The organism is Vibrio sp. A37 (assembly GCF_059777565.1).
The window spans coordinates 315,954-334,617 of sequence record NZ_JBLNLI010000004.1; the positions used below are offsets into that span (position 1 = coordinate 315,954).

The 18,664-nt window shown below is 40.6% G+C and carries 14 protein-coding genes; 9 read left to right on the forward strand and 5 right to left on the reverse strand.

The features are described 5' to 3' along the window. Positions 1-35 precede the first annotated feature (35 nt). The 3 genes from ACM2FC_RS09690 (at position 36) to ACM2FC_RS09700 (ending at position 5,450) form a co-directional block, all read left to right on the forward strand. Positions 36-1,229 (forward strand): acetate/propionate family kinase, encoded by a 1,194-nt coding sequence (locus tag ACM2FC_RS09690; protein ID WP_498480708.1) that lies wholly within the window; start codon positions 36-38, stop codon positions 1,227-1,229. 165 nt (positions 1,230-1,394) lie between these two features. Next, on the forward strand, positions 1,395-4,178 hold the full coding sequence (locus ACM2FC_RS09695) for an ATP-binding protein (RefSeq protein WP_498480709.1): 2,784 nt from the start codon (positions 1,395-1,397) through the stop codon (positions 4,176-4,178). Positions 4,179-4,286: 108 nt separating this feature from the next. Then, positions 4,287-5,450, forward strand: a complete 1,164-nt coding sequence (locus ACM2FC_RS09700) for an MFS transporter (RefSeq protein ID WP_498480710.1) — start codon at positions 4,287-4,289, stop codon at positions 5,448-5,450. A gap of 76 nt (positions 5,451-5,526) precedes the next feature. Here ACM2FC_RS09700 and ACM2FC_RS09705 read toward each other — a convergent pair whose 3' ends face one another. Next, positions 5,527-6,732, reverse strand: coding sequence for a sensor domain-containing diguanylate cyclase (locus tag ACM2FC_RS09705; RefSeq protein ID WP_498480711.1), 1,206 nt, complete (start codon positions 6,730-6,732; stop codon positions 5,527-5,529). Positions 6,733-7,191: 459 nt separating this feature from the next. On the opposite strand from ACM2FC_RS09705, the gene ACM2FC_RS09710 reads away from it, so the two are divergent. The 4 genes from ACM2FC_RS09710 (at position 7,192) to ACM2FC_RS09725 (ending at position 9,243) form a co-directional block, all read left to right on the forward strand. After that, the gene (locus ACM2FC_RS09710) at positions 7,192-7,572 is read left to right on the forward strand and encodes a MazG nucleotide pyrophosphohydrolase domain-containing protein (protein WP_498480712.1); all 381 of its coding nucleotides are present in this window, start codon (positions 7,192-7,194) and stop codon (positions 7,570-7,572) included. A gap of 25 nt (positions 7,573-7,597) precedes the next feature. Continuing rightward, positions 7,598-8,299, forward strand: coding sequence for an aspartate/glutamate racemase family protein (locus ACM2FC_RS09715; protein ID WP_498480713.1), 702 nt, complete (start codon positions 7,598-7,600; stop codon positions 8,297-8,299). A 5-nt stretch (positions 8,300-8,304) separates the two neighbouring features. After that, the gene (locus ACM2FC_RS09720) at positions 8,305-8,772 is read left to right on the forward strand and encodes a hypothetical protein (protein WP_498480714.1); all 468 of its coding nucleotides are present in this window, start codon (positions 8,305-8,307) and stop codon (positions 8,770-8,772) included. Positions 8,773-8,880: 108 nt separating this feature from the next. After that, positions 8,881-9,243, forward strand: coding sequence for a VOC family protein (locus ACM2FC_RS09725; protein WP_498480715.1), 363 nt, complete (start codon positions 8,881-8,883; stop codon positions 9,241-9,243). A 102-nt stretch (positions 9,244-9,345) separates the two neighbouring features. Here the strand turns inward: ACM2FC_RS09725 and ACM2FC_RS09730 are convergent, their stop codons facing one another. Both ACM2FC_RS09730 and ACM2FC_RS09735 read right to left on the reverse strand, forming a co-directional pair. After that, on the reverse strand, positions 9,346-10,896 hold the full coding sequence (locus tag ACM2FC_RS09730) for a DHA2 family efflux MFS transporter permease subunit (protein ID WP_498480716.1): 1,551 nt from the start codon (positions 10,894-10,896) through the stop codon (positions 9,346-9,348). 4 nt (positions 10,897-10,900) lie between these two features. Continuing rightward, complete coding sequence (locus ACM2FC_RS09735) at positions 10,901-11,995, reverse strand: HlyD family secretion protein (RefSeq protein ID WP_498480717.1); 1,095 nt, start codon at positions 11,993-11,995, stop codon at positions 10,901-10,903. Between the two features lie 129 nt (positions 11,996-12,124). Between ACM2FC_RS09735 and ACM2FC_RS09740 the strand changes: the two genes are divergently transcribed. After that, positions 12,125-13,072: a LysR family transcriptional regulator gene (locus ACM2FC_RS09740; protein WP_498480790.1), complete on the forward strand. Its 948-nt coding sequence runs from the start codon at positions 12,125-12,127 to the stop codon at positions 13,070-13,072. A gap of 33 nt (positions 13,073-13,105) precedes the next feature. On the opposite strand, the gene gad is transcribed toward ACM2FC_RS09740, so the two are convergent. Then, a complete protein-coding gene (gene gad, locus ACM2FC_RS09745; RefSeq protein WP_498480718.1) occupies positions 13,106-14,500 on the reverse strand; it encodes a glutamate decarboxylase in 1,395 nt (464 codons plus the stop codon). A 529-nt stretch (positions 14,501-15,029) separates the two neighbouring features. Between gad and ACM2FC_RS09750 the strand changes: the two genes are divergently transcribed. Then, positions 15,030-16,574 carry a DUF3369 domain-containing protein gene (locus ACM2FC_RS09750; RefSeq protein ID WP_498480719.1) on the forward strand — a complete coding sequence of 515 codons (1,545 nt, stop codon included), beginning with the start codon at positions 15,030-15,032 and terminating at the stop codon, positions 16,572-16,574. A gap of 20 nt (positions 16,575-16,594) precedes the next feature. Here the strand turns inward: ACM2FC_RS09750 and ACM2FC_RS09755 are convergent, their stop codons facing one another. After that, positions 16,595-18,619, reverse strand: a complete 2,025-nt coding sequence (locus ACM2FC_RS09755; RefSeq protein WP_498480720.1) for a sensor histidine kinase — start codon at positions 18,617-18,619, stop codon at positions 16,595-16,597. Between the last annotated feature and the right edge of the window lie 45 nt (positions 18,620-18,664).

The window sequence follows — 18,664 nt, forward strand, 5'->3', positions numbered from 1 at the left end:
ACCGTCGTTCAACTCAAATTGAGGATACACATCTTATGTCTAACTCTTATGTTTTAGTCATCAATTCAGGTAGCTCTTCTTTAAAATTCGCCATTATAGATTCTGCTTCAGGCGATGCAATTGTCACTGGTTTAGGAGAGTGCTTTGGTTTGCCTGAGGCGACGATTAGTTGGAAATTCAATGGAGAAAAGACGCAAGAGGCGATTACCGAACAGGGAAACCCCCATCAATTTGCGATTAAACGATTAGTCACGTTAATCGAGTCGTTGGGTTTCACAAATAATATCGTTGCTGTTGGCCATCGTGTTGTGCATGGCGGCGAGAAATTCACATCAACAGTAAAAATAGACCAACAAGTACTTGCTGAGATTGAACGCTTATCTGATTTGGCTCCTTTACATAACCCAGCTGGAGCAAAAGGTATTGAAGCGTCAATGGAAGCATTTCCCAATTTACCTCAGTTTGCTGTATTTGATACTGCTTTCCACCAAACTATGCCAACGAAAGCGTTTACAGCTGGTATCGACAAGGATCTGTATACCGAGTACGGCATACGCCGCTATGGTTTTCACGGTACAAGCCACTACTATGTAAGTCGTGAAGCAGCCAAAATTCTTGGCATTTCAATCGAAGACTCTGGTTTTATTACTGTCCACCTTGGCAACGGAGCGTCGGTTTGCGCAGTGCAAAACGGTGAATCAAAAGATACGTCTATGGGTTTCACTCCACTTGCTGGGTTGATGATGGGAACCCGTTCAGGAGATATTGATCCAGGCATTCTAGAATTTTTGATGAAGAAAGGCTGGAGCCAAGACCAAGTCTTTGAAATGCTATATAAAAAGTCAGGGTTCCTTGGCGTATCTCACATTACTTCTGATGCTAGAGGAATATTAGAAGCAATGGAGAATGGCCACGAAGATGCAAAATTAGCATTTGAGGTGTTTACTTATCGCGTCGCGAAGTATATTGCCTCTTACCTGATTCCTTTGACTAGCCTCGATGCTATTGTATTTACTGGTGGTATTGGTGAGAACTCAAATATCATTCGTGAAGAGATTCTTAAAAATCTTTCATTGCTAGGCTTTGTTGTAGACTCAGAAGGAAACGATAAGGCTCGTTTTGGTAACGAAGGTATTATTGCACGCTCTGAATTACTTGGCGCAGTTGCGCTTGTTGTGCCAACCAACGAGGAGCTCGTCATTGCTCGCGAGTGTGTTGAACGTCTATAATAATAACAAAAATTAAACCCTGGTTTACAGCCCAAATTTTGTCGTTTGGGCTGTTTTCATTCCAGCCTATTTTGAACAAATATGAATGCCTTCGTAGCTTAGACTGTTTTTATAGCAATGTGATACTCTTACTGAAGCACATATGTTTCTAGTGATTACTTAGTTATGGCCTTACCTGAAAAACAAACCTATACCTTCGGCCAGTGGAGGGTTGATCCAAATAGGAAAACTCTGTTTCAGGGGGAGTTGCCAGTCACGTTGACTGAGCGGGCTTTTGATGTTTTATACCAGCTAGTCTCTGCCAAGGGTAATTTAGTTACCAAAGACACGTTGTTAGAAAGTGTATGGCAGAATGTGATTGTTGAAGAAAATAGCCTGCAAGCGCAGATCTCAGCGATACGTAAAGCTCTGAAAACTGATAGGAATCTACTTGTAACTGAGTTTGGTCGAGGCTATCGCTTTCTCGGAGAAGTGGCAACAATTGATGCCACGAGCGTTAATACTTCCCATCTTTCTTTTTCAAATGAACCTGAGTTAACGTTAATAGGTCGAGAGCGGGAGCTCGTCGAGCTAGAAACTCTCATAGAGTCAAATAATTTGGTGACAGTGACCGGTGCGGGAGGTATCGGAAAAACAAGCTTAGCCATGGCAATAAAAAGCAGGTTGGTGCGAAAGTATAAAAATACTTCTCAAGTTCGGCTTATCGAACTGGCTACCGTAAGTGACGAAAGGCTTTTGAATCTATTACTAGCAAATTACCTCAACCTGAATAACGGCATCGACCAAGCATCAAACGATGACTTGCAAGTTTTAAGACAAATGCAAGGTGTATTGATTGTCGATAACTGCGAGCATATCATCGATGCTGTAGCAAAGGTTATAGATAAATTAAGGTTGTTTGCACCAAACTTAAAAATACTCACAACAAGCCAAGATGCGCTGAAAGTGCAAAGTGAGCAACTATTTAAGTTAGCCCCTCTCTCTGTCCCTTTAAACATACATGACACACAAGATCTACGATTAATCGACAACCCATCGGTGGCTTTGTTTGTAAGTAAGTGTCGCTCTAAACGCTATGACTTCGAGCCCAGTGATTCAGACCTTTCCGTAATAGCACAAATATGCTGCCGCCTCGATGGATTACCTTTAGCGATAGAACTTGCTGCATCTCGGATCGCTTCTGAAACGGTATATGAAATTCTTGAAGGAATATCTGACCGCTTTAATAGCCTTACCTCAGGAAAACGAACCGCCTTACCAAGGCATCGAACTTTACTTGGTGCTATTGATTGGTCATATGGTTTGTTAAATGAGCAGGAAAAGTTGTTCTTCGATCGACTGTCGGTGTTCGCTAAAAAATTTACTAAAAGTATGCTTGTCGGATTGCTTTCAAAGTTGGGTATGCCAAAGTGGCAAACTTCAGATCATCTGCTTAGCTTGGTGGAAAAATCGCTACTACAGACAGAAATAGTAAATGGTCAAACTCGATACTATTTTTTAGAAAGCGTACGCTGTTATTCAATTGATAGACTAAAGGAAAGAAATGAGTTTGAAGCGCTCAAGCGGGAACACGCAACCCTATGCTGCGCTGAAACGGAAAAAGCCTTGGCCGAATCGTTAAATCTTCCGACGAACGCTTGGAAAGGTAAATATAACGTATTAACCGATGATATTCGCTTGGCATTAGATTGGACACTTAATTCAGATGGGCACTTTAAGCTAGGTATACAGATCCTCGAGAACTCGACTCCTTTTTGGATAACCTATTCTCTATACGACGAATGTCGTCATTATATTGAGCCACTGTTGGAAAAAGATTTTAGCGTATCCGAGCGTCAAGCAATGCACCTGTATGCGTCTCTAGGAAAGGCACTATCTTGGAGTAAGGGCCCTATTAGTAAAACTGGGCAAAGTTGGCATCAAGCTTTGGAGCTAGCCAATAACAACGAACATAAAGAAATTCAACTCCAAGCGTGTTACGGGCTTTGGTTATATTATTTACGTTCGGGAGATGTTGAGGAGTCATTAAAATTTGCCCATCTAATGATTGAGAAATCTAAGCAATTTAATGATGATGAGGGGCTTGAAACGGCGCAAAGAATTCAGGGTTCTTCGCTATTTTTTTTAGGTCATTATGAAGAAGCCAAACGCTTATTGCGAGGCTCTATTAAATACTTTTCATTAAGCAACTCCGCTTCGCCTTATCGGTTTGGGCTTGATCAACTGGTCGCCGCTAAAGCGTTCCTTTCAAGAGCACTTTGGGTAGTCGGTGAGACCGTTGAAGCTCGAGTAATGGCTTCAGAAGCAGTTGCAGCTGCACGCAGGCTCGATCACATTAGTTCCCTTTGTTGCGCGTTGGCTGAAGGGGAGTGTGCGATCGCTGCACTTAATCATGACATTCAGAACTTACATAGCGCTGCAACTGAGCTGCGAAAAACCGCAACCGATTCAAATCTGCTTTTTTGGAAGTCATATGCGGATTTGTATTTACTGTGGGGAGAAGTAAAGCAGGAACCAAATAGGACGAAGGCAGGTTTAGTAGCAAAGAAACTTGAATCTATTTCTGTATGTGAATTGCATTGGTCGTATACAAATGTGTTAGCTGAAATTTGGCAAAGTACTGGAGCAGTCAATGACAATGAAGTATTGTCATTTGATAGCTCAATTCAACAGTATTGGGCATCGACGATTTTTTTGGAGCTTCAAGCGAGTTATTTGTTGGATAAAGGCGACGTGGATAAGGCGAAACAGAAAACAGATGAAGCCATACTACTTGCAAAAACATCTGGAGCTAACGCATTAAAGCTAAGAGCGTTATTGTTTCGACTTAAGCATGAACTCAACGATCCTACTGAGGGTTTATTACAACAGTTAAGGGCATGTTTATCCGCTGTAGATTGTGACAACAGAAATCAACATTATGTTAAAGGTAGCGTTGTGGTTGAATAGTCTGTGGTGCTTGAACTACGTAATTTCAGACTACTGAAATACATATCCAAAGATCTGATCTCTCAATTATGTCAGTATATTGTAGTTATAACATAAGTGAGTATTGATATGTCAAAGAGTCGCCGTTTTATTCCACCTCTCATGTATTTCCTTATTGCTTTTGGTGGCGTTGTTGTCGATATTGTTGTTCCTTCATTACCATCTATCCAGAAAGCATTTTCCTCTACAGAAGTGCTCACTCAGTGGGCGTTTGCTGCAGCGATGGTTGGCTTTGGAATAGGGCAGTTTTTCGCTGGTTTTATTGTCGATGCTTTTGGTCGTAAGAAGCCAATGTTAATCGGTGGTGTTCTGCTTACTATATCTTTATTTCTGACAGTATTAGTTCCTAGTATACAGTTGGTTATTTTGCTGCGTTTAATTCAAGGGTTAGCAGTATCGTTAGTATGTGTAGGTGGCAGAGCCGTTATAAAAGACATTTATCATGGTGATGCTTACTTAAAGGCGGTTAACTGGATAACGATTTCTTTTGCCATGGGTATTACCCTGTCACCATTCGTTGGAGCATATATTTTAGCAATGTTTGGTTGGAAAATGGTATTTAAGGCGCTGGCAACTTGTGTATTGATTGGCACCTGTCTATTGCTCATTGCGTATAAAGAAACCCATACCAACCCACAGCCCATTCGATATAAGTCGATTAGCAACAACTTGACGGAAATGTTTTCAGACAGTCGCTTCTTACGTTCGGCAATAATCTGTGGAATTTTCTATAGTATTTTGCCTGCATTTAATACCGTCTCGCCATTCTTGGTTCAAAGCCAGCTAGGATACAGCCCGGTATTTTATGGCTACATAGCACTATTTCTGGCAGCGTGCTGGTTGCTAGGTAATTCTATGAATATTGTCTTATTTAAGATATCTGCGGCTACCAAAACAAGAGTATCGTTATGGACGTCGTTAGTTGTGACTCTAGTAAGCGTATGCTACTTGGCCGTTTCTGGATTGAATTTAGTGGTTTTTGTTGTTCCTGTAGCAGTTATAATATTTTCTTTGGGAATGTTATTTCCCTTGTATTTAGGAAGAGCTTTGGCTCCGTTTAACCACATCGCAGGTATAGCGAATGCAACGGTATTTTCTGGTAGTTGGTTGGCGACGGCAGCGATATCTTTTGTGGCTTCTTCATTGCCATCGACTTCTGCAGAGCCTTTGTTAATTATGTATTTGGTGCTGATTGCGTTGGTTTTACTAATAAAAGGAAATGTGGATAAGTAATAGACAGGAACAAGGAGCCTGCCAACTTTATAGGTTAGCAGACTTTTACTAGGAGGCATTTGACGCTAAAAATAGATTAGCCATCGTTAGTCACAACCTTGATTTTTCCAGTCGACAAGACAGACTCAATATCTTCACAGCAGTCTTGATAGATAGATTTCAAAGGGGCATCACCGTTTGACTTAAAGTGAGTCCATGAATCCCGGCCTAAATGTTTCGAGTAATACAGGGCAAAGTCCGCAAGGTTAATCACCTGTTCCCAATTCAAGTCAGTTGGATGCTGATAGTCAAATGGATACAGTGCCATACCTATCGAACATGTGATAGTAATGTTCGGCTCATGGCCAATTTGGAATGGGTGTTGGGAAACTCGTAAACGTATTCTTTCTGCGAAACGGTGCAAGTCCTCAATATTTGAAAAGTGACCAACTATTAGAAACTCTTCTCCGCCCCAACGAATTAGCCAGTCACTTTCTCTGCAATTTTGCTTAATACAGCTAGCCACCTGTTTTAAAACGCCATCTCCAGCTTTGTGGCCATGCATATCGTTAACATGTTTAAAGAAGTCAATGTCAACAAGCAAGAATCCAATATCAGGAGTGTTTATATCACTAGAAACTCTAGAGTCTACCCTTTGGATATGATCATCTATGTGCTTCGTGAGAAAACGTCGGTTATATATGTTGGTCAGTGGGTCAATGTAAGAGGAGATTTCTAATTTCCCTGCTAACTTTACTAGCTGCTGGTTAGCTTTTTCTAATTCTGTCACTTTGAGCTGTAGTTCGATATCTGCGCATATATGGTCACGATAGCTCTGGAGCACCTTTTCAATTGAAGTGGTGAATTTGCGTGCTTTCATATCAAGTATACAAATGGTGCCAAAAACAGAACCATTAGGATACAGAATAGGTAGACCTACGTAGGAGTAATACCCAAACTCCAATTCTGGACTGTTTGCCCACCGGACTTCACTCAATGCGTCTTCAACTTTATAAATTGAGTTGGTTTTTACCGCTTCTTCACAATATACATCGGAACCTTGCAGAATCATACTCAGACCAACAGGCAGTTTGTCGCCATTAGGGTCACTGGAGTTTTTGACTAAAATAGTGATTTTGGGGGCATCTGGACCGTGAACCTGATTGATAAAACCGCTGGTTACCCCACAAACTTCAACGAGACTATCTATTACAGCATGCCAGCGTTTTAACAGTTCCTCAGGAATTTCAAATTCCTGATACAGAGGGGAATTCAACACTAGTTCAATGTTACTTCCATCCATGAAGGCACTCCTGAACAAAGATAAACGGAGCCTAATTAGTCACTTAGCCAGAAAGCGTTTATAATTCGTTGTTTTGTGCTATCGGTTTAGTTATTTATTAGTGAGATAGCACTACTGCATCTTAAAGCATAGTAAACAGAGCCTTTGTAGGCAATCTATAATAGTTAAAGCCTCTCGTTACTCACCTCCAGTGAGTGCAATAGCGCTAAGTGTTTTATTTGAAAAATTTATAATTTCTTGTGCTTGCCTTTGGCCCGAAATAATGTCTTGATGGTAGATGTCGAGACACAGGGTGGTTTACGTATCAATCTGCAACATACTTCATCCTTAAAGCTAAAGTTGGAATTGCAAACTCATAAGTAATACAGAACACTTTTAGTAACGACTCTTAATTAACTTGGAGAAGAACAGCAATTACAGGTTTTTACTCAATGTTTCAATGGTTTAATAGGATTGTTTATGGATGAATTGAATCAATTAATAGCAATAGCGCGGCGCAAATCCATTCTTGACCAACGCTCTGATTGGAGTGCTGGAGCAAAAACGTACTTAAATGAGATCAAGAATGAAGTTGATGAAGTCGTGGAAGAAGTAGAAAAACAGCGTTTATGTTACTTAGAAGATGAATTAGCTGATGTGCTTTGGGATTACGTCAATGCATTAATTGCTTTAGAAAAAGAACTTGATGTCGACATCAGTTCTGTCATGCGACGAGCTTGTCAAAAGTATGATGAAAGAGTGTCTGCGATAGAAAATGGTATTGAGTGGGATTCCGTTAAGAAAAATCAAAAGCAGAGGTTGGAAATTGAGCATCTTAAACACTCGAAAAGTGTTTCTTAAGGTTGTTTGGATGTAAGGGGATTTAATGAAAACAATCGGTTTGTTAGGTGGAATGAGCTGGGAGTCGACAGCACTGTATTATGCCCTGATAAATAGGGCGGTTAATACTCAGTTAGGGGGACTAAACTCAGCAAAGATTGTTATGTATAGCGTAGACTTTGCTGAAATCGAAAGCCTGCAGAGAGAACATAAATGGCAAGAGGCTGCGGCAATATTATCTCAAGCAGCGACATCGTTAGAGAAAGCTGGTGCCGATTTTCTACTGATATGCACAAACACAATGCACATCGTTGCCGATGAAATCCAATCTACTATTGGAATCCCTATAATACATATTGCTGATAGCGTCGCGCATCAATTGTTGCGTGACGAGATTACGACGGTTGGTTTACTGGGAACGCAATTCACGATGGAACAGCCATTTTACAAGAATAGGCTGAAAGAAAACTTTGGTTTAAACGTTGTCGTTCCTTCTGAGGAAAGTCGTCAACTCATCCACAATGTGATTTATGATGAGTTATGTAAAGGCAAGGTGCTCGAATCATCTAGAGTAGGCTATGTTCAAGTTCTTGATGAGCTAAAACGTAAAGGAGTTCAAGGTGTGATTTTGGGCTGTACGGAAATAGGGATGTTGATAAATGCTGAGCACACTAAAATGTGCCTTTATGATAGTACTGAGTGTCATGCAAAACATGCTGTTAAAATCGCGATTGAGTCAAAGCAATAATGGAAATGAAAAGTCTAACCACAATATTCGCTTCACTGAGTCTGCTAGCAGGCTGTGCAACTCCAGTAACCTATCATTCTGGTGATATCGTTGGTGCTTGGAAATGCGATTATTCATTCTGGCAAAATGACCAAAAAGTTTCAGTGCATTCTCATGATGTATTTCGATTAGATGGTACTGCTAGCACAATGGGTATAGTAAAAACTACCCGCACCTCAGCATCTCCTCCCAGCAACGAGTATTCGTTTTCTGGTGAGGCATTATGGCATTTAAATGGCGATCAGCTTTCTCTTAATGTTGTCGATATGCAGACGATGGAATCAAGCAAAACAAGCTATGAAAACTTCGATATTAATCGTATGTTAAGAAGTCCATCGCAGGAAAACTATAAGATTTTAAGCTTAACGGATAGCGCTTTAGAATTGAGGCACAATTCAAAACAGTTCGTTTATCGTTGTTCTAGGGAAAGTTGATCTTTCTACTAACAAGTTATTGGTTTTAATAAACATAATTGGTTGCTACTTGAGTTGTCCTAGCGTACCGTTGTAGTGATTAAACGGCTTGTAGAGTATTGAGATCTAATGATATTAGGAATTGACCATATAAATATTACTATGCCAGTTGGAAGTGAAGCTGAAGCTAGAGAGTTTTACTGCCAGTTAATGGGACTATCGGAAATCGAGAAACCTAAAGCTCTAAAAGGTAATGGGGGAATTTGGTTGCGGTTGCCGGACACTCAGTTGCATATAAGTTGCGAAGACAATTGTTATAGAGAAAAGAGTAAAGCGCACTTTGCTCTTCGTGTGGAAGATGTGATGGCTTGGGTGGAAAAGTTGAGCTCTGCCAACGTCGAAGTCATTACGCCAGACTCACAGAATGGCAACTCAATCCGTTGTCACTTTAGAGATCCATTTGGGAATCGCATTGAGCTCATCGAGCACTAAGTCTTACTTTGTTCTTAGCTTACAGTCTTAATGCGGTTGTAGAAAAACCTGAAGAAATAAACCAAATAATCGATTTATTTTCTTCAGGTGGTATGTAAGTCGTTAGTTTTTCAGCAACAAGATAAGAAGAGCCGCGAAGACTAACAGTACATACATGATAAAGAAAACATCATTGTATGCCATGATAGCGGCATTGGTTTGCATTGTATTAAGCAAGTCAGCTTTTGCCTGAAGTGACGCCGTTGCCGCTGGACTACCTGCATGCATGAAAAAGCTTTGCAATTGGTTTAATTTTGCCCAACCCGCGGGACTTGTTGACGTCAATGTAGACTCGATTCTATCAAGGTGTAACGTTGTCCTATTCTGGACTAGTGTTGCAATGACCGCGATACCGATTGCTCCGCCTAAATTTCTCATCACATTAGTTATTGAAGAAGCATCTGGGCTATCAACCAATTTTATATTTTTAAGTGACAGCAGCGAAATAGGTACAATGATAAATGGTTGTCCCATCGCTCTCAGAACCATAGATACGACCATTTGTTGGCCAGCGTAATCAGCCGTCATATGTGTGTTGACATAGCAACTGATACCGAACACAACAAACCCAAAAGCAACTAAATACGTTGACTTGATATACTTGGTTAACTTCGGTAGTAGCGGAAAGATAAGTAGTTGGGGAAAGCCCATCCACATCAGTACTGTACCTATTTGCAGCGAGTCATAATTTTGTATCTGTGTGAGATACAACGGGATGACGTAAATGGAGCCGTACATAGCCATTCCAAGAATAAGGAAAGCAACACACGAGGCTGCAAATTGTGGGTCTCGCATTAATCTGAGGTTGACCAACGGTTTTTCACGTTGCAGCTCCACAATGACGAAATAGATTAAACTAACTGCTGAAATAATACTTAGCGCAACAATGAAACTAGAGCTAAACCACTGATCATCGTTACCCTGTTCTAAAACAACTTCTAAACAACCCAGACCAAGTGCCATTGTCAAAATACCGAACCAGTCCCCTGATTTTAATAGCTTAAAATCAATCTCTTTTTTATCTAGCCCATAAGTGACCATTGCGATTACAGCGAAGGCTGGAGGGATATTGATATAGAAAATATAGTGCCAAGAGAGAACCTCCGTTAACCACCCACCCAAAGTTGGACCGATCGACGGGGCAAATGTTGCAGCAACACCGAAAAGCGCCATTCCCGTAGCTCGCCTTTCTAGTGGTAGAATCTGTGTAATCAGTGAAAATGCCAATGGAATGAGTGCACCACCACTAAAACCTTGAATTGCACGAAACACGATAATGGAATTTAGGTTCCAAGATAGTGAACACAAAAACGAAGAAAGCGCGAAAAAGGCGGTAGTCCAAGCCAGATAACGTCTTTCCCCAAGTGACTTTGCAAACCACGCACTCAGTGGGATTGCTATCATCTCTGCAACTAAGTAAGATGTTGATATCCAAGAGCTTTGATCTAATGTTGCCGATAAAGCACCTTGGATAGCACTTAAGGACGAGTTGGTGATTTGGATGTCCAAGATTGCCATAAAGGCACCCAACAACCCACCGAAAAGTGCAATCCAATCTCGTGTGGTCACAACTTTATTCGGGTTATCGTCACTAACCGGGATGACAGCTTCCATACTGTTAGCCTCTAGTATCTACAGTGGCAGTTACAGAAAGGCCTGGGACAAGGTGACCTTTAAGTTTTTCTGGATTAACGATATCTATTTTGACAGGAACTCTTTGCACGATTTTAGTGAAATTGCCAGTCGCGTTTTCTGGTGGAAGAAGTGCAAATTGGGCACCTGTACCTGGAGAGAAACTATCGACAACGCCTTGCAAAGGCTGGTCAGGATACGCATCGAGAACGATTTTTACCTTCTGGCCTTTTTTCATATTGCTGATTTGTGTCTCTTTGAAGTTAGCGACTAACCAAATGTTTTGTGTTGGCACTAAACTGAGGAGTGGAGTACCCGCTTGAACTAGCATACCAATTCGGAGACTGCGATTACCAACAACACCACTTACGGGGGCATATACTTTTGTGTAGCTAAGGTTTAGCTTCGCTTGATTTACTTCCGCTTTCGCTTCTTCAACGGTTGCTTGAGCTTCTACAATTTGAGTGTTAATGACCGCAATTTCGTCGGTTGCAGCTTTGTAGTTTGCTTCTGCTTCATTTACGTTGGCAAGAGTAACTTTTTGTTGGGAAATGTCAGTATCAAGTTCATTTTGTGAAGCGTAGTTTTTCTTTTTCAAACTACGTACTCGATTGACCTCTTGAGTAGCCAGTTTATATTGTGCTTGTGCAGCGGCTATCTGGCTGGCGGCTTGATTTATCTTGCTATTTTGAAGGTTTTTTTCCGCGACTAGGTTTTGCACGTTAGCTTCGCTTTCAGCTAAGTTACCTTGCGCTTTATTCAAAGCTTGCACATAGTCTTTATCATCGATTTGGACTAATAATTGGCCGGCTTCTACATGTTCGTTGTCTTTCACGTACGATTTTACAATGTAGCCGGATACTTTAGGGCTAATAGTCGTTACATTGCTTTGAAGGTAGGCGTTATCAGTAGACTGATAATACTGGGCATAACCAAACCAGTATATAGTAGCCGCAATAGCAGCCACAGCAATAATTGCAGTCGCAATTAGAGGGGCCTTTTTCTTACTGGCTTTAGGCTGGACTGTATTGCTTATTTTGCCAGTACTTTCGGTTAAATTGTCAGATTTTGCATCGCTCATAATATCTGGCCAGAAAACTTGTAAATATATTAGGGTGAATTGTAAATGAATTTGATTGGATGATAAGATAGGAAAAAAGGGAAACACTGTTGCAAAAATATGCCTAATACTACTAAAAATCCATCATCAATGGACCTAAATGCTGTTTGGGTTTTCAGCAATGTCGTTGAATATGCAAGCTTTACTCAAGCTGCTAAGGCATTAGATATGACTAAATCAACGGTAAGCCGAAAAATTGATGAGCTTGAAAAATATTTAGGTGTGAGGCTGATCACTCGTTCTACTCGGAGTTTAATATTAACTCCCGAAGGAGAGCGGTTCTATCAGTCCGCTATTCAGATGCTGGAAGTGATAGAACAAGCAGAGCTTGAAGTGTCTGCCAATCAGGATCTAATTCGTGGGAAACTCAATATAGTATTGCCAGTTGAAGTAGGGCATTTATTTGTGGGACCTTTTTTAAATACGTTTTTGAAACTTTACCCTGAAGTTAATATTAATTTAGAGCTGACAAACAGAGAAGTAGATATCATTGGAGAAGGCGTTGACTTGTACATTCAAGTTGGTGAATTAACAGATTCCAACTTAATATCGAGGCCAATAACAACGTCAAAGCGAGCTCTTGTAGCTAGTCCTGAATACTTAAATCAATTTGGTCAGATAAACTCACTCGAAGACATCAAACCGCCTCACAGGAAGATAAAAATTGTGAGTAAAGCGGTCAAACCGATACCTTGGTTGGTGTCTACACATGACGGAATCAGCTCAATCATCGACTTACCGCATCAACTGCAAGTCAACACGATTACCGCTTCGCTGCAAGCAAGCCTTGACGGACTCGGTATTTCATTGATACCTGAGTTCATTTGCTTGGAGCATTTAAGTGATGGCCGTTTAGTAAGGCTTCTTCCAGAATATAAAATGCAGGCTTTACCAGTGAGCTTAGTCTATCCACATAGGAAGCTCATACCGAAAAGGCTCAAGGTACTTATCGAATATTTGCTGGAGTGTGTATCAGATAATCAGGAGATGATGATAAACAAAGCGGCTAACAAAACACCACCTTTGGTCAAACCATAGGTGGTGTCGTTTTTAGTAGATTAGAGCTAATGATTAGCCATGATTAAAGCCCGCGGACTCTTCAGCGTCACTTCCATGTGTAATCGGGTGAGTTGCATAGAAGTCTATACAACGCTGTAAATCAGCAACAAGAATGTCAGCTTGATCGCGACTAAAACCATGTCTTACTAAAATCCGCATAATAACAAGATCTTCTCTATGGCTTGGCATTGAATAAGCTGCTATTTGCCAACCTCGTGAGCGAATCCTATCGGATAAATCATAGAGGTTAAAACCTGGGCTAGTTCCTGATTTGATGCACCAACTCAACCCCGGAATGCCACCGTCACCATCGTAAATGACATCGAACATTCCCATTTTTTCAATTTCTTTGGCGATATATCTAGCGTTTGCATAACAAGCTTCGTGAATTTTTCTATATCCTTCCTTACCTAAGCGAAGGAAGTTATAGTATTGTGCTACAACTTGTCCTCCGGGGCGTGAAAAGTTAAGTGCAAACGTCGGCATGTTGCCGCCTAAATAGTTAACATCAAAAACTAAGTCTTCATGCAAAGCTGATTTATCACGCCATAGAATCCAACCAACCCCCAGTGGAGATAAGCCAAATTTATGTCCAGAGGCATTGATGGATTTGACTCTTGGTAACCGAAAATCCCAAACTAGGTCTGGTTCGCAGAAAGGGGCGATAAAGCCTCCACTTGCTGCATCAATGTGCATCGGAATATCTAAGCCGGTAGTTTTTTCTAATTCATCTAATGCATCATGGACTTCTTTTACTGGTTCGTACTGGCAGGTGAACGTAACGCCTAATGTTGGAACAACCCCAATGGTGTTTTCATCACAACGTTTTATTACTTCTTCAGGCGTCATTATTAGTCGATCACCTTCCATTGGAATTTCGCGCAGCTCTATATCCCAGTAACGAGCAAATTTATGCCAGCATACCTGAACAGGTCCACAAATTAAATTTGGCTTATCAGTTGGTTTACCTTGGCGCTTCATTTTTTCTCGCCAAGCCCATTTTAATGCCATCCCTCCCAGCATCGCAGCTTCACTGGAACCCGTGGTTGAACAACCCATTGGATTATCAAGATCAGGAGAGTGCCATAATTCAGCCAACATATGTACACAGCGAGATTCAATTTCTGCTGTCTGTGGGTACTCGTCCTTGTCGATCATGTTGATGTCGATACTTTCGTCCATCAGCTTATGCACTTCGTCTTCCAGCCAAGTCTGACAAAATGTCGCTAGATTCTGTCTTGAATTACCATCCATCATTAGCTCATCATGAATGACTTGATACGCATGACTGGGAAGCTGTTCGTTTTCTGGAATTTTAAATTTTGGGAGTGCGATAGAAAGGTCTTTAGAAGAGTATATGTCATCAAGTAGGTTATCTCGGACAGTATCTTTCTCATGAAGGGGCATAAATTACGTCTCCGTTTTTAGTCGCTGTTTGCTTTAGCAACAGACTTAATTGGAACTTCGGAATTACGGATCTTTGGACAAGCTTTTGAGATCACCATTTCTATACTAATGTCACGAACAATGTCGTCAACACTCTTCAATTAAAAATAAATGCTCAATAATACAAATATTGGTAAGACATTGGTGTATATACCTACAATTCGTGGTTTACACTGTAAAAATGGCTATAGTAACTATTAAAGTCTAGCGTTGACTGCTTTAGCTACTATTACTTATATATACAGAATTTAATTCTGTATAAAGTTTATTGTCAAAGATGTGAGAAACCTATGTCTGTTTCGATGGAAAACAAAGTAATTAGTGTCGTAATATTAGAAAGTTGATTTGCGCTCAACCACCACATTCTGGTTTGGAGATAAAAAGTCGATTAAGCACGTATTTTTGAACTTAGTTTATTCAAAATTATTTATCAATGAGGAAGTTAGTGTGCTAAACCTTATTAATAGGGATATTCATTTTAGGAGGCCAAATGGATTTGTTTGCTGACCAAAGAGATGCTAACGAACAAACAGCATCCCATCAGACAATAGAAGTTCCAGAAAAGCCGTGGAAAGTACTGGTTGTTGACGACGACGAACAGGTTCACCAAGTCACTAAGCTTGCCCTGAGTGCATTCAAATTTCAGAACAGGCGCTTAGAACTGTTATGTGCGTTATCAGGTAAGGAAGCACAAGGGATAATTGAAAGCCATGATGACATCGCGTTGGCATTGATTGATGTTGTCATGGAAACAGAACATGCAGGACTCGATCTCGTTAAATACATAAGAGAAAAGTGCCAAAATCAGAAAATTCGTTTAGTGCTTCGAACTGGCCAAGCGGGCCAAGCCCCCGAAGATGTCGTTATCCAAAACTATGAAATAGACGACTACAAAGAAAAAACAGAGCTGACGACTCAGAAACTTAAAACGTTACTTTATTCGATGTTACGCTCTTATCGAGATCTTTGTTTAATCGAAGAACAGAAACAAGGACTCAGTCGAGTAATCCAGGCATCCGCCAATGTGCAAAATACTTCCTCTCTACAAACATACGCCACCAGTGTGCTCAATCAGTTGACTTCTCTTTTGGGATTAAGCACATCTGCATTTTACTGTGTTGTACAACCAAGACCGGAAGGTGAGGAAAGCCGAGCGTTGACTCTTGCTGCGACAGGGGGCTATGTCAACTTTTACTCAGAATGCTCATTTGATTTATTACCTGATCAAGTTTCAGATAGGTGCAAAGAAGTGTTGCTGGATCGTCGCACTCACGATTTTGGTGATGCATTTGTGTTGTTCACTAGTGATGAGCGCGGACTAGACAACTTATTGTACGTAAATGTCAATCAGGAGCTTTCAGAACTAGACAAGCAGCTGCTTGAAATTTATATGCAAAATATAGGTTTGACGTTTGAAAACCTAAATCTGTTAGTTGACTTAAAAGAAACTTCTCGAGAGTTGGTTTATAACCTAGCAAATGCAGTAGAAGCGAGAAGCAAAGAAACGGGTGCACACGTTGAACGTGTTTCGCTAATTTGTGAAAGGCTCGCGGAGTTGTATGGTTTACCTGAGTCAGATGTTCACTTGATAAAGTCTGCTTCCCCTTTACATGATGTAGGAAAAGTCGCTATTCCGGATAGTATTCTTCATAAGCCTGGAAAACTGACGGCTGAAGAGTGGGATATCATGCAAAAGCATGTGGAATATGGCGTCGAAATCTTGAGTAAATCAAAGAGAAAGTTGATTTTGGTGGCGAAAGAGATTGCAGCTACTCACCATGAAAAGTGGGATGGTTCTGGCTATCCTAATAAACTTTCTGGTAAAGATATTCCTATTTCCGGTCGCATCACCGCATTAGCAGATGTTTTCGATGCATTGGGGGCAAAACGTTCGTATAAAGAACCTTGGCCTGATGATGAAATTATGCAGGAAATCGTTGCTCAGAGGGGTAAGCATTTCGAGCCGGAGCTCGTTGATCTCATGGTAGAGCATTGGGAAGATTTTATCGCAATAAGAGATGCACTCCCTGATTAGAGCGCATCAGTCAGTTTTAATTAACCCGTTTTACTATTTGGTACTGATTTCACTATGTCCATTTTCAACTCTTGAGGAATGGATATGGTGAAATGAACTCCTTTTCCTAATTCAGATTCGAACTCTAAGTGACCCTGTAATTTTTGTTTAACTAAGTTAAACACTAGGTTTAGCCCGAGGCCAGAACCACCTCGACCACGTCGGCTGGTAAAGAATGGCTCGAAGATTTTTTGGTGTAGTGCATCTTCGACGCCAGCACCGTTATCACGATATTCGAAAACTATATTGTCTTCTCTTTTGTGAAACTCGATGCTAATAGTGGGGTTGTTTTGCTCCTTAAACGCATGTATTACGCTATTCAACACTAAGTTGGATATTATTTGAGTTAGAACACCAGGTAAGCTATTCATGGTAAGCATTTCGTCACCATCAATAGATGGAGTAACAGGAACTGTTCGTGTTTCTGGGTGTAGGCTCGCTATTAGAGCTTCCAATACCTGTTTTATCTTAAACTCGCTTCGACTCTCCGACACCTGATCGACGGCTGTTTGTTTAAAGTCTTTGACTAACTTGGCAGCGCGATCCAAATTATGCTCAAGCATTGTTACGCCTTCATTCAATGAAGACATCAAAGTTTCGAATTGATCAGTAGTTAATGTTTTTGCCTCAAACGCATTGTTCAGTTCGCCAACAGAGTCTCTTACAACAGAAGTTGCGGTAACTGAAATACCTAATGGAGTGTTAACTTCATGTGCAACTCCAGCTACTAATCCACCCAGAGCCGCAAGTTTTTCAGATTCTATTAGCTGGTTTTGCGCAGCTTGCAGTTGCTGCATACTTTGTTTCAAGTCGAGCGTCCGCTCGGCCACAGTGCGTTCTAATCCCGTATTAAGCTCTTCTAGTTTCAGCTGAGCAATTTTGAGATCAGTAATATCAATCGTGGTACCTCTAAATCCAACGAATTGGTCGTCTACGTATCGTGCCATTCCCTGAAACATAAAGTGATGAGTGATACCGTTGATATCGATTGTTTCTTCGCACATAGAAAAATCAGCGTGTTTTGCCAAGCACACGGCTAATTTTTCTGCTTGAGACAGCATAGGCACATCAGTAATAAGAGGTCGCTTGGTCGTATCAATGTTTAGGGCCTCTAACATAATATCGGAGCAGTATATTAGGTGACCATATTCGTCAGTCTCCCACAACCAATCCGAAGAGACATGTGTAAAATCTGTTAATCTATCCTGTTGATATTTAATGCTTTTATATAGTTTGGTAACATTTGCAGTGATTTTATTGGTTTCATCGCCTAACCAGTAAAGTTCATCTCCTTTCTCTGAAATAAACTTTTTGTGTGGTAAGACTAACGGTTTTGATGGGCTGGCTGGATCGTAATTCCCCAAATATGTTGCTATTGCAAAGATACGCTGATTGATGCTTTTGTGAAAAACGATCAATATAAGGTAACAAACGAGTGCTGTTTTAAAAGCATTGAGCGCTAATGTTACGATAAATTGATGAATTAAATAGTCATATATCTCTTGTGTATTAGTCTCAACGTATAAGCTTCCTATTTCCTCAAATTTGTCAGTATCGGCGTTGTAATGCATTAAAGGGTAGGTGTCAGCGATAAAATCATTGTTTACTTTCTTTCCCGCTTTAAATTCATACTGACCAGAATTCACTTGTAGATAATCGATTGAAGGTAAGTGGACAAGGCCATCTAAACGTTCTTGCAAAAGAATTAGGTCAAAGTTCCAAAGAGAAGAGGCGAGTAGGTTAGCATGAATTGTTTTAATTTCGTGGTGCCTTTGCTCGACGCTGTTAAATTGTTGCTCGTAGTCCCAGTAAAGTTGAACAATGGTTGTAACCAAAGTAATGGTACTACTTAGTAAGATCATAATCAGGATAATACGACGGCCAATTTTTCCATATATTGGATTATTTCGTCGTCGATTATATGAACTAGAAGAAAGCTCTTCGTTGCTAAAATTGTCTGTGCTAGAGGAGTTTTTGCTAGTTAACAATTCATCTGGATTACTCATACACCACCAATCAATATCCGTATCTATCTTAGTATAGTTGCAACT

Excerpts from the sequence above, each read along its gene's own strand:
- ACM2FC_RS09690 (WP_498480708.1), top strand. The coding sequence starts at position 36 with ATGTCTAACTCTTATGTTTTAGTCATCAATTCAGGTAGCTCTTCTTTA.
- ACM2FC_RS09695 (WP_498480709.1), top strand. The coding sequence starts at position 1,395 with ATGGCCTTACCTGAAAAACAAACCTATACCTTCGGCCAGTGGAGGGTT.
- ACM2FC_RS09700 (WP_498480710.1), top strand. The coding sequence starts at position 4,287 with ATGTCAAAGAGTCGCCGTTTTATTCCACCTCTCATGTATTTCCTTATT.
- ACM2FC_RS09705 (WP_498480711.1), bottom strand. The coding sequence starts at position 6,732 with ATGGATGGAAGTAACATTGAACTAGTGTTGAATTCCCCTCTGTATCAG.
- ACM2FC_RS09710 (WP_498480712.1), top strand. The coding sequence starts at position 7,192 with ATGGATGAATTGAATCAATTAATAGCAATAGCGCGGCGCAAATCCATT.
- ACM2FC_RS09715 (WP_498480713.1), top strand. The coding sequence starts at position 7,598 with ATGAAAACAATCGGTTTGTTAGGTGGAATGAGCTGGGAGTCGACAGCA.
- ACM2FC_RS09720 (WP_498480714.1), top strand. The coding sequence starts at position 8,305 with ATGAAAAGTCTAACCACAATATTCGCTTCACTGAGTCTGCTAGCAGGC.
- ACM2FC_RS09725 (WP_498480715.1), top strand. The coding sequence starts at position 8,881 with ATGATATTAGGAATTGACCATATAAATATTACTATGCCAGTTGGAAGT.
- ACM2FC_RS09730 (WP_498480716.1), bottom strand. The coding sequence starts at position 10,896 with ATGGAAGCTGTCATCCCGGTTAGTGACGATAACCCGAATAAAGTTGTG.
- ACM2FC_RS09735 (WP_498480717.1), bottom strand. The coding sequence starts at position 11,995 with ATGAGCGATGCAAAATCTGACAATTTAACCGAAAGTACTGGCAAAATA.
- ACM2FC_RS09740 (WP_498480790.1), top strand. The coding sequence starts at position 12,125 with ATGGACCTAAATGCTGTTTGGGTTTTCAGCAATGTCGTTGAATATGCA.
- gad (WP_498480718.1), bottom strand. The coding sequence starts at position 14,500 with ATGCCCCTTCATGAGAAAGATACTGTCCGAGATAACCTACTTGATGAC.
- ACM2FC_RS09750 (WP_498480719.1), top strand. The coding sequence starts at position 15,030 with ATGGATTTGTTTGCTGACCAAAGAGATGCTAACGAACAAACAGCATCC.
- ACM2FC_RS09755 (WP_498480720.1), bottom strand. The coding sequence starts at position 18,619 with ATGAGTAATCCAGATGAATTGTTAACTAGCAAAAACTCCTCTAGCACA.